Annotated in this window: 2 protein-coding genes; one reads left to right on the top strand and one right to left on the bottom strand. The window is 67.1% G+C overall.

The window, feature by feature from the left end; all coding sequences use genetic code 11:
* Positions 1–39: 39 nt before the first annotated feature.
* Positions 40–1,461, bottom strand: a complete 1,422-nt coding sequence (locus tag G6N27_RS07345; RefSeq protein ID WP_163775743.1) for a condensation domain-containing protein — start codon at positions 1,459–1,461, stop codon at positions 40–42.
* 324 nt (positions 1,462–1,785) lie between these two features.
* Here G6N27_RS07345 and G6N27_RS07340 point away from each other — a divergent pair, with 324 nt between their 5' ends.
* The gene (locus tag G6N27_RS07340) at positions 1,786–12,912 is read left to right on the top strand and encodes a type I polyketide synthase (RefSeq protein WP_163775742.1); all 11,127 of its coding nucleotides are present in this window, start codon (positions 1,786–1,788) and stop codon (positions 12,910–12,912) included.
* The last annotated feature ends 14 nt before the right edge of the window (positions 12,913–12,926 follow it).

Genomic DNA, 12,926 nt, shown 5'->3' with positions numbered 1-12,926 from the left:
GTTCGATCAGAAAAGCTCTACCCATTAAAGCTGTCGTCGCTATGCGACTCGCCCCCAATTCCCGCTGTCGGCAACCCGCACGCACACGGACTTCATCGCCTCCATGTAGCGGGTGACTGATTTCAGGGCGACCGGATTGTCGGGATACATGATCGCCATGACCGTGCCCTCGCCGTACCGGAAAATGTAGATGGTCAGCTGATAGGAGAACCGGCCGTCCGGGTAGATGCCGATATTGTCCGCCAGACCCAGTTCGCCCGCGGCCAGAATGGCGTTGAGCGGCGCTGCTCCGCCATGGAAGAAGTTGGACACCGGGAAGTTCGGCTCCGGCCATTTCAGCCAGGGCGCCAACTCCAACACGCGGTAATAAGGCACTCTCGCCATGTCGAGGCCGGAATCGAAAGCCGTCTGCGCCGCTCCCGCAGCTTCGGTGAACGAGGATGCCGCGATGGGCACGGTGATCGGGATGAGGCCGGTGAACCAGCCCTGCGTCATGAAGTTGTCCGCGGCGGTGCGCGAGTCCCGGGGAGTCAGCCCGTAGTAGGTCATCGCGCCGGTGAACTCGTGTTCCACCAGACCCAGGCACGCGAACAGGCCGCCGACGAAGCGTGCGCCGGCCGCCTGGCAGGCCGCTTCGAATCGGTCCGTCTGCGCCGGATCCATCAGCAACTCGGACGCCATGTAGCTCTTCTCCGACTCCGACGGGTCCCCCAGCGGAAGCGGAAATTCGGGAAAACCGCCGTTGTTGTTTTCGGCGAAATCGATCCACGTTCGGACTCCCGGCGAATCCACAGTCAATTGCGAGGCGAATTCCCGTTCGCGGACGCAGAAGTCGTCGAAGCTGCCCGGATCGGGAAGCTGCATGACCCCACCGCCGCTGCTCAGCGACGAATACATGCCGTTGGCCTCGAGCATCGTCGTGCCGATCAGCGTCGCGTCACCGTGCACGTGGTCCATCGCGGCGAAGAAGGAGAAGTGCTCCTCGCCCTGCACGACGCCGAACGTGAAACATCCCCATTCCAGCGGGTTCGGGATCGAGGTGACGTGTTGGTGAATTTGTTCGACGGTCATGTAGCCGTGCTCGATCGGCTCGAACTCGATATCGGCGGGGTCGGTGATGGAATGCCTGATGAATTGGCCGTCGCCGGCGTGCTCGAACCAGCTGCGGAAGGTGTCGTGGCGACGCAGGTAGGCGTTGAGGGCCTGATCCATCGCGGCGATGTCGCAGTGGCCGGCGGCGTCGCAGCTGCCGATGATCTGCCGGGAGAAATTCAGCCCGGCGGCGGTGCGTTCGGTGTAGTTACGCAGGTGTTGTCCCTGCATATAGCTGACCGGTACGGAGCTGACCGGTGCGTGGCGAACCCTCTCGATCGCAGCGGCGGTCGGGTGCCACGAGATGACGGAGCCAGGGGCCAGCGTCCATTCGTCGAGTGAGCCCACCGTGATTTTGCCGATGCGCAAGGGGTTGTCCTCCTCTAATAGCGGCTTCGACCGACCACGCTGGCGGCGTGACCCAAGATAACCCGCTCAGCTATGACTGTCGCCCAATGTCGTTCGGTTGCGCCGCGCACACCACGACGGATCTGGCGAGCGGTCTTGACAGATGGGCGCGCTTGGCGCTAACCCGGCGCGGCGTCCCTGCCGTGCGTTACGGTGCCGAATGTAAGGCGCAACGCGATGGCGTCACACTTGCAATACTGGACCAAGGCAGCAATTCTGTTGCGCACTCGGGCCGAACGCGCCGGCCGATATCTTCCACAGTCCCCACATAGAGAGGACGAACGCATGGCATCTAACGGAGAACAACAGAATCCGCCAGCGGCATTTGCGGTAGTCGGCTACGCGGCGCGTTTTCCCGGTGCCGCGAGTGCGGAGGAGTTCTGGGATGTCCTGCGCGAGGGCCGCGACGCGATATCGGAGGTGCCCCAAGACCGGTGGGACGTCGACGAGTTCTTCGACCCGGAGCCAGGCGCGCCCGGCAAGGTTGTGACCCGTCGCGCCGGTTTCGTCGACGACGTGACCGGGTTCGACGCACCGTTCTTCGGCATGTCGACGCGCGAGGTCCGGTTGATGGACCCGCAGCATCGGCTGTTGCTCGAGACGGCGTGGCGTGCAGTGGAGCATTACGGCGTCTCGCCGACGGCGCTGGCGAACACCAACACCGGCGTCTTCGTCGGGCTGGCGACCCACGACTACTTGGGAATGGCCTCCGGTGAGCTGACGTATCCCGAGATCGAGGCCTACATGGCGATCGGGACGTCGAACGCCGCAGCGGCCGGCCGGATCAGTTACCGGCTGGGCCTGCAGGGTCCGTCGGTCGCCGTCGACACTGCGTGCAGCTCGTCGTTGGTGGCGATCCACCAGGCCTGCCAGGCGCTGCAGCTGGGGGAGACCGACCTCGCTCTGGCCGGCGGCGCCAACGTGCTGCTCACCCCGGCGACCATGATCACCTTCTCCAGCGCGCAGATGCTCGCGCCCGACGGCAAGTGCAAGACGTTCGACGCGGCCGCGGACGGCTACGTGCGTGGCGAGGGCTGCGGCGTGATCGTCATCAAGCGGCTCGAGGACGCGATCCGTGACGGTGACCGGATTCGGGCCGTCATCCGTGGTAGCGCGATCAACCAGGACGGTGCATCCGGCGGTTTGACGGTGCCCAATGGTGGTGCGCAGCAACGGGTTATCGCCGACGCGCTCAAGCGCGCCGGCCTGGCGCCCAGCGACGTGAATTATCTGGAGGCACACGGCACGGGAACCTCGCTCGGCGACCCGATCGAGGCTCAGGCCGCCGGTGCGGCGCTCGGCGCCGGACGCGAGGCCAATGACCCGCTGTTGATCGGATCGGCCAAGACGAACATCGGGCACCTCGAAGCGGCAGCGGGCATCGCCGGCGTCATCAAGGTAATCCTGTCGCTGGAGAACGAGCAGCTGCCCAAGCACCTGCACTTCCAGAACCCGTCGCCGCACATTCCCTGGGACCGCCTGGCCGTCGAGGTGGTGCAGGAGACCAGGCCATGGAAGCGGGACGGCAAGCCCCGCATCGCCGGTGTCAGTTCGTTCGGCTTCGCCGGGACCAATGCGCACGTCATCCTCGAAGAAGCGCCCTTGGCTGCTCCCGCTGTCGAGGCCGCCGAGCAGCCCGACGACGGACGGTTCAGCCTCCTTCCGCTGTCGGCGCACACACCCGCCGCGTTGGTGCGGATCGCCGAGGACTACCGCGACTGGCTCACGGCGCACCCGGAGGCCACGCTGGCGGACCTGTGCCTCACCGCCGGAGTGGGACGGGCACACCTGGAGCACCGCGCCGCATTGGTGGTTAATTCGAAAGAAGCTGCCAGTGAGTTGCTCGGCGCTCTCGCAGACGACCGTCCGGCCCCCGGACTGGTCCGCGGGGAAACACACGACAAGCCGAAGACGGCGTGGCTGTTCACCGGTCAGGGCAGTCAGTACGTCGGCATGGCCCGCGAATTGTTCGACACCGAGCCGGTTTTCGCCGAGACGCTGACCCGGTGCGCCGCAGCCGCCGCCGATGTCCTCGAAAAGCCGCTCCTGGACGTCATTTTCGCCTCGGAGAGCCCGGAAAGCGAAGAGACGCTGCGGCAGACGTCCTACGCCCAGCCCGCCTTGTTCGCCATCGAGATGGGCTTGGCGCACCTGTGGCAATCGTGGGGCTTCGAGCCCGACGTGGTGCTCGGGCACAGTGTCGGGCAGTATTCGGCAGCCTGCGTCGCCGGAGTATTCAGCCTCGAAGACGGCATGCGATTGATGGCCGAGCGTGGTCGCCTGTTCGGCAGTCTGCCCGCAGGTGGTCGGATGGCCGCGGTGTTCGCCGATGCTGAGCGCGTCGAGAAGCTGACCGACGAGTTCCCCAGCCTGTCGGTCGCCGCCTACAACGGCGCCAACACCGTATTGTCCGGCCCGGCAGCGGATTTGGAACAAGCGGTGGCCCGCTTGGCGGCCGACGGCGTCCGGTGCGACTGGCTGGACACCAGCCACGCGTTCCATTCGGCGCTGCTGGACCCGATCCTGGACGAGTTCGAATCGTATGCAAACCAGTTCACGTTTGGTTCGCCGCAACGGATTCTGATCGACAACCGCACTGGCGCCACGATCGGCAGGAGCCTCAAGCTCGACGGCAACTACTGGCGTCGGCACGCCCGCCAGCCGGTCGAATTCGCCAAGAGTGTCAAGACGCTGTCCGATCTCGGTTGCAAAGTGCTCGTGGAGATCGGCCCGCAGCCCGTGCTCACCGCCGCAGCCCTGCGGGCGTGGCCTGACCCGGCCACCACGCCGAAGGCGATCGCGTCGTTGCGCAAGAACACCGCCGACCATCGCCAGATCACCGAAGCCCTCGCTGACGCTTACGTTTTGGGGCATCTACCCGACTTCGGAGCTGTCCTGCGGGGCCCGGCATGCAAGCTCGACCTGCCCACCTATCCCTTCGAGCATCGGCAGTACTGGTTCAAGGACAACCGGGAGCGCCCCCATCAGCAACAGCGTGGCGCCGGTGGCGGCGGTCCGCGCACCCAGGCCGTCCGCCTGTTGGAGGACGGCCGCATCGAGGAGCTCGCGGCCCTGCTTGACGGTGCGAACGGTGACGGGCACACCGACACCCTGGGTGTGCTGACAAGGCTTGCCGCACAGCACAATCAACAGAAGAACACCCAGTCTATTGCGGATGACCGTTATGAGATCCGCTGGGAGAGCTACACTTCCGACGCCACTGCGGCGGAGGCCGGCCAGGTTTCGACCTGGCTTCTGGTGGGGGACAACGCGGACGCGGTGCAGCCGCTGGCCGACACGCTGACCGCGCGCGGCCAGCGGTACGAGATCATCGGCTTGCCGGCGAGCGACGCAGACCAGGAACGCTTCGAAGGCGTGTTGCTCGCCGCGGCGGCAGCCGACCCGTCGCTGCGGATCGTGCATGTCGCGGCCCTCGATTCCGGCACCGAATCATCGATGAAGTCGCTGCTGCGGATGCAACACCGAGTGCTTGCCGGAACGAAGCGACTGTTCCGCGCCGTGACTGCTGCGGAGATCCGGCTACCGATTTGGTTGGTGACCCGCGGCGCGCAGCGAGTGGTCGACGCCGACACCGTGTCGCCGGAGCAGAGTGCGCTGTGGGGCTTTGGTCGGGCCGCCGCGCTCGAGCTTCCGCAGCTGTGGGGCGGACTGGCGGACCTTTCCCAGGGCGGCGCCGACGAATGGTCGCGGTTCGTCGACCACGTCGTGACCGCACCGGCCGGCGAGGACCAGATCGCGCTGCGCGACCAGACCGTCTTCGTTCCCCGGCTGATCCGACGCGTCGCGGCACCGAGTGGGGCACCGCTGCAACTTCGCGACGACGCAACATATTTGGTGACCGGTGGTCTGGGATCGATCGGACTGGAGATCGCCGGGTATCTGGCCGCGCACGGTGCCAAGCACCTGGTGCTGACCAGTCGACGCTCACCCAGTGAGGCCGTGCAGCAGCGTATCGACGCACTCAGCGCGCAGCACGGCACCGAGTTCCGGGTGGTGGAGGCCGATGTCGCCGACGCCCACGGGGTCGCGCGCCTGCTGGCCACCGTGCAGGCCGAACTGCCGCCGCTGGCCGGTATCGTGCACGCTGCCGGCGAGATCGGCACCACCCCGCTCGGGTCCCTCGAAGATGCCGAAGTCGACCGGGTGTTCGCTGGGAAAGTCTGGGGCGCTTGGCATTTGAGCGAAGCAGCTGCCGATCTGAAGTTGGACTTCTTCCTCAGCACCTCGTCGATCGCCTCGGTGTGGGGCAGCTTCGGCCAGACCGCTTACGGCGCGGCCAACGCGTTCTTGGACGGCCTGTCCTGGCGGCTGCGTGACCACGGTGTCTCCGGTGTCAGCGTGAACTTCGGGCCGTGGGCCGCGGGGATGGCCGACGAGGAAGCCCGTGCCCAGCTGCAGAAGCGTGGCGTGCGGACCCTGTCGCCCGCCGACGCGCTGGCCGGCCTGGCCGACCTGATGGCCGTGTCGTCCGAGCAGGGCGCAGCGCAGGGTGTGGTGGCGCGGATCGACTGGGCCCGCTTCCTGCCGCTGTATCAGCAGGCGGGCAAGCGCTCCCTGATGGCGGAGCTGGAGCGCGAGGTGCCCGACGTGGCGCCGGTGCCCACCACGGCGTCCGGGAAGACCGTGCTGGTCGAGCGGCTCGCGAACGCTCCTGTGCAGCAGCGCCGCAAGCTCATGGTGGATTGGCTGCGCGACGCGGTCGCCGAGGTGACGCGCGTCGATCCGTCGGAGATCCGCGAGGACGCCGGGTTCTTCGACCTCGGCATGGATTCGCTGATGGCCGTCGAATTGCGGCGCCGGATCGAACAGGGGGTGGGCAAGGAGATCCCCGCGACCCTGGCGATGGATCACCCGCGACTGTCCGACGTGGTCGACTATCTGCTCAGCGACGTGCTCGAGCTCAGCGAGCAGTCCGCCGCCAAGGCGCGTCCGCAGCTGGCCTCGCTGGCCACGGCGCGCACCGATGACCCGATCGCGATCGTCGCGGTTGCCTGCCGTTTCCCCGGCGCGCCCGACCCGGAAGCGTTCTGGGAGTTGCTGTCCGGTGGTCTCAACGCGATCCGGGAAGTCCCGGACGACCGGTTCGACGTCGACGAGTTCTACGACCCGGACCCCGACGCCCCGGGCAAGATGTACACCCGGTTCGGCGGATTCCTGGACGGGATCGACGGATTCGATCCCGAGTTCTTCGGTATCTCCCCGCGCGAGGCGGTGTGGATCGAGCCGCAGCAGCGGTTGATGCTCGAAATGGCCTGGGAGGGCTTGGAAAGGGCGGGGTACTCCCCGGCCTCGTTGCGGGGCAGCCGAACCGGCGTGTTCGTCGGTGTCGCGGCCAACGAGTACGCGCATCTGCTGTCCGGCGAGTCGATCGACAAGATCATGCCGCACTTCATCACCGGCAACGCGCTCAACGCCATCTCCGGACGGGTGTCCTTCGCACTCGGGCTCGAGGGACCGGCCGTCGCGCTCGACACCGCGTGCAGCTCGTCGCTGGTGGCGGTGCATCAGGCCTGCCAGGCATTGCACTCCGGCGACTGCGATCTGGCCCTGGCCGGCGGGGTGAACGTGCTGCTGAGCCCGATCACGATCGTCGCGGCATCCCGCGCCAGGATGCTGTCGCCGGTCGGGCAGTGCAAGACGTTCGACGCCTCGGCTGACGGCTACGTGCGTAGCGAAGGCGCCGGAATTCTGGTGCTGAAGAGGCTCAGTGACGCGCAGCGCGACGGTGACCGGATCGCCGCGGTGATCCCGGGCAGCGCAGTGAACCAGGACGGTGCGTCCAGTGGTTTGACAGTACCCAATGGTGGTGCGCAGCAACGGCTTATCGACACCGCACTGGTTCGCGCCGGTCTGGTCGGTGGCGACGTCGACTACCTCGAGGCGCACGGCACCGGCACCCCGCTGGGTGACCCGATCGAAGCCCAGGCCGCCGGCGCCGTCTACGGCGCAGGCCGCGACGCGGACCGGCCGTTGCTGATGGGATCGGTCAAGACCAACATCGGCCACCTCGAGTCGGCATCGGGAGCCGCGGGCCTGATCAAGGTCGTGTTGTCGCTGCAGCACGAGGTGCTGCCGCAGAGCCTGCACTTCGACAGTCCGAACCCGCACATTCCGTGGGACTCGTTGCCGGTCAAGGTCGTCGACAAGGCGACGCCATGGGAGCGCAGCGGCAGGCCGCGACGCGCCGGCGTGAGTTCGTTCGGATTCACCGGCACCAATGCACACGTGCTGATCGAAGAGGCGCCGGCGCCACCGGTGGTCATCGAGCAGGAGCCGGCCGACGGCGTCGACGCGCCGCCGGAGACCGACGCTGCCCAGGAGTCGGTGAACGTGCTGGCGCTGTCGGCGCGCTCACCGGAGGCGCTGGTGTCGCTGGCCCAGCGTTATGGGTCGTGGTTGACCGCGCACCCCGAGGCCGACATCGCCGACGTGTGCCTCACCGCCGGGATCGGGCGTTCGCACTTCGAGCATCGGGCGGCGTTGGTCGTCGACTCGGTGCAGAGCGCCGGCGACGGGCTGGCCGAGTTGGCCGAGGGCCGGTTGCGACCCGGTGTGGTGCGCGGTGAGTGCACCGACCGGCCGACAACGGCGTGGCTGTTCACCGGCCAAGGCAGTCAATACCCGGGAATGGCACGCGAATTGTTCTACGCCGAGCCGGTTTTCGCTGAGACGGTGAAACAGTGCGCGGACGCCGTCGCCGACATCCTGCCGCAGCCGTTGCTCGAGGTGATCTTCGCCACCGACCGGGAAACCGGCGGCAAAGCCGGAGAGACGTTGAAGCACACCTCGTTTGCCCAGCCGGCGCTGTTCGCCGTCGAGATGGGCCTGGCCCGGCTGTGGCAGTCGTGGGGTATCGAGCCCGATGTGGTGCTCGGCCACAGCGTGGGCCAGTACGCGGCGGCATGCGTGGCCGGTGTCTTAAGCATCGAGGACGGCGCACGCCTGATGGCCGAGCGTGGCCGGCTGTTCGGCAGCCTGCCCGCCGGCGGGCGGATGGTCGCCGTGTTCGCCGACCCCAAGCAGGTCGAGCAGGTCGCCAATGAATTCGCCCGGGTGTCCGTCGGCGCCTACAACGGCACGAACACGGTGCTGTCGGGTCCCGGCGAGGATCTGGAACAGGTGGTCGCCAAATTCAGCGAAGACGCAATCCGCTGCACCTGGCTGGAAACCAGCCACGCGTTCCACTCGGAACTGCTTGACCCGGTGCTCGATGAGTTCGAGGCGTACGCGGCGCAGATGCAGTTCGCTGTGCCGACGTTGCCGCTGGTCTGCAACCGCACCGGCGCCGTGCTCACCGCCGAAACAGCACTGGACGCCAAGTATTGGCGGCGGCATTCCCGTCAGCCGGTGCAGTTCGCCGAGAGCGTGCGCACCGTGGCGGCGCTGGGATGCACGGTGCTGATGGAGATCGGCCCGCAACCGGTTCTGACCGGCGCCGCGGTGCAGGTCTGGCCCGAACACCTGGCCGCGCCGCGTGCGCTGGTGTCGCTGCGCAAGGGCGTCCCGGACCGGCGTCAGATCGCCGAAGCGCTGGCCACCGCCTACGTCAGTGGTCACCGGCCCAATTTCGCTGCACTGCAACATCAGCCGCGGCACAAGGTCGAACTGCCCACCTATCCGTTCCAGCGTCGCCGGTTCTGGCCCAAGTCGTCGGGGATCACGGTCGACGGCCCGGCCGTATCCGGAATCCTCGGTAGCGCCAAGGATCTCGCCTCCGGCGACAGTGTCTACACCAGTCGCATCTCGGTGAAGTCGCAGCCGTGGCTGTCCGACCACGTCATCTACGGCACCGTCGTGGTGCCGGGTGCAACGTATGCGGCGATGGCCCTGGCCGCCGTCGGTACGCCGGCGCGGGTCAAGGAAGTCTTCTTCTACGAGCCGATCATCCTGCCCGAGAAGGCTTCTCGTGAGGTGCAGCTGACGCTGCACCCGATCGAGGGCGACGGCGACTTCACCTTCCAGGTGCACAGTCGCCCGTATGGGGTTCGTGACGCCGAGTGGTCGCTGAACGCCGACGGCACCGTCGTCACTGGTGCGGTGGACGAACCGGACCCCGACGAGGCGGATCCCGTCGACGCGGCGATCGAGCGGATGGAGCGGATGCGTCCGCAGGAGCTGTTCGAGACCTTTGCCGACATGGAACTGGCATGGGGCCCGAACTGGTCGGGTTCGCTGAAGTCGTTGTGGCTGGGCGAGGGTGAGGCGATCGGCGATATCACCGTCGGCGAAGAACTTTCCGAACAGCTCGGCACCGAACCGATGCACCCGGTCCTGATGGACCTGTGCACCGGTGTTGCGTTCCCGGCTTTCCCCGCGCTGCTTGCCGCCGAACAGGGCGTCAGCGATCTGTTCCTGCCGCTGCGGTACGGGTCGGTGTTTCTCAAAGAGAAGATGCCGCGACGGTTCTACTGCCGTGCGCGCTGGCACAACGCCGCCCTCGACGGCGAGACCCAGGTCTTTGACCTCGATTTCGTCGATCGGGACGGCCGCCTGCTGGGCGGGATTCGCGAGTTCACCGTCAAGCGCGCTCCCCGGGAAGCGTTGCTGCGCGGGCTCGGCGGCGATACCACCCGGCTGCTGTACACCGTCGGTTGGCAAGAGGTGCCACCGTCGGGCAACGACGCTGAAAGTGCCAGTGGCACATGGCTGATCGCCGGGTTCGGTGAGCTTGCCGCCCAGGTGCCGGGTTGCATCTCATTTGACCGGATCACCGATCCCGAGCTGCTGGGCCAGATTTTGTCGCAGGCTCACGAGAAGGGCATGCCGATCTCGGGCATCGTCTGGCGCGGCGCCGGCCCCGGTGCACAAGAGTCGACCGCGGACGCTGCCGCCCGGCTGGAGGCCGAGATCACCGGTCTGCTCGGCGCCGTGCACACACTGCAGGGCGGCGAGGTGAAACTGCCTGGCGGACTGTGGATCGTCACCGAGAAGGCGGTTGCCACCGAGTCCAGCGAACCGGTCGACCCAATTCAGGCAGCACTGTGGGGCCTCGGGCGCACCATCATCAACGAGGAGCCGGCGCTGCGGGTCAGGCTGATCGACTTCGACGAGCCAGAGGAGGCCGCGCAATTGCTGGCCGGCCAGCTGGGCTCGCCGGTCGTCGAGCCCGAACTTGCACTGCGACAAGGGAAGTTCCTCGCATCGCGGTTGCTGCCATGGGCGCGCAGTGGTCACCTGACGGTGCCGCGGTCGGCCGACTACGCTCTGTTGCCGACCGAGCGTGGTGCCATCGACAACCTGCGGATCACCGAGAAAGAGGTGCCGCCGCCGGACGCGGGCTACGTGCAGGTGCGGGTTGAGGCCGCCGGCCTGAACTTCCGCGACGTGCTCAACGTGTTAGGCCTCTACCCGGGTGATCCCGGCCCGATCGGTGGTGACTTCGCCGGTACCGTCACGCAATTGGGTGAGGGCGTCACCGGACTCGAGATCGGCCAGCGGGTCTACGGCTCCATGCAGGGTGCCTTCGCCAGCCGCTTCAACGTGCCGGCCCAGTTCCTGGCGCCCATTCCCGACGGTGTCAGCGCGGTCGAAGCGGCAACGATTCCCGCGGCCGCGCTCACGACCAGGCTCGCCTTCGACTGGGCACAGCTCAAGCCCGGCGACAAGGTGCTGATACACGCGGCCAGTGGTGGTGTGGGTCTGGCGGCGATCCAGATGGCGCAGCAGCACGGTGCGGTCGTCTTCGCGACGGCCAGCAAGTACAAGCGCGACACGGTGCGCAAGCTGGGTGTGCAGTATGTGTACGACTCGCGCACAACCGATTTCGCCGACCAGATCCTGGCCGACACCGACGGCGCCGGTGTCGACGTGGTGCTGAACAGCCTGACCAACGAAGGGTTCATCGAGGCGACCTTGCGGGCCACCGCCCAGAACGGCCGTTTCGCCGAGATTGCCAAGCGCGACATCTGGAGCCCGGAGCAGATGGCCGAGGCTCGACCCGACATCGCCTACGAGATCGTCGCATTGGACACGGTGATGTTCACCGAGCCCGATCGCATTCGCGACTTGCTCACCGAGGTGTCGGACGGGTTGGCCAATGGGGAGTGGACGCCACTGCCCGCCGAGGTCTACCCGCTGACCGAGGCCCGGGCCGCGTTCCGGCGGATGCAGACGGCGCGGCACATCGGCAAGATCGTGTGCCAGATCCCGAACCCGTTGCAGCCGCGCGCCGATCGCAGCTACCTGATCACCGGTGGTCTGGGTGCGATCGGTCTGCACACGGCGTCGTATCTGGCCCAGCTCGGCGCCGGCGACATCGTGTTGACCAGCCGGCGTGCGCCGGACGAGGACGCCCAGCAGGCGATCGACGAGATCGTCGAGCGCTACCGCTGCCGCATCCACGTCCGTTCGGCTGACGTCAGCAACGAGGCCGACGTCGTGAAGGTGCTGGAGGAGATCCGCGCGGAGTTGCGGCCGCTGGCAGGTGTGGTTCATCTGGCCGGTGTGCTCGATGACGCGCTGCTGGGTCAGCAGACGCTGGAGCGTTTCCAGACGACGTTGGCGTCCAAGGCTTTCGGTGCCCTGTACTTGGACCGGCTGACGAAGGACGACGACCTGGACTTCTTCATCCTGTCCTCGTCGGTGTCCAGCTTGTTCGGATCACCGGGTCAGGCCAACTACTCGACCGCCAATGCACTACTGGACGGATTGGTCGGGCAGCGAAAGGCGCAGGGCCTGCCGGTCACCGGGGTCAACTTCGGTCCGTGGGGACAGGGCGGCATGGCCTCGTCGGAGGCCGCGACAGCCAACATCAGTGCGCAAGGCCTGGTCCCGCTGGAGCCGTCGGCCGCACTCAGCGCACTGTCCGAGGTGATCGCCAACGGCACCGGCCAGGCGACCATCCTGAAGGCCAACTGGCAGCGGGCAGCCAAGGTGTTGGGCAGTTCGCGTCCACCGATCCTCGACGTGGTGCTGCCCAGCGCAGCCGGTGAGGTTGTCGGTGACAGCGAGTTGCTCAAGCAGCTGCAGGAGATACCGGTGTCGCAACGAGCCGGGTTCATCACCGAATTCCTGCAGCGCGAAGTGCAGGGCTTCCTGCGGCTTGCGCAGCCGCCCGCGGCGACCAGCCGGTTCCTCGACCTCGGAACGGATTCGCTGATGGCGGTCGAACTCCGGAACCGGCTGCACAGCCAGTTCGGCGGCAAGTTCACCATCAATGCGACGGCGGTCTTCGACTACCCGACGATCGGTGGGCTGGGCGAGTATCTGGCGGCCCAGCTGCCCGACGCCGATGGCGAGGCTCCGGCACCGGAGGCATCAACCAACGGTGAGGCATCGACCAACGGTGCGACATCGGCCAACGGCGAGGCGCGCGGCGACGCGGAACCAGTTGCGGTTCCGGCTGTGTCGGAGTCGGGTGACGCGGAATCAGGAGCGGGCGAGCCGAATTAGCTGATGGTGGTGCG

Source organism: Mycobacterium cookii (genome assembly GCF_010727945.1).
Lineage (GTDB): Bacteria > Actinomycetota > Actinomycetes > Mycobacteriales > Mycobacteriaceae > Mycobacterium > Mycobacterium cookii.
Note: the sequence above shows the minus strand (reverse complement) of the source record. Positions and strands in the feature narration are given on the sequence as shown.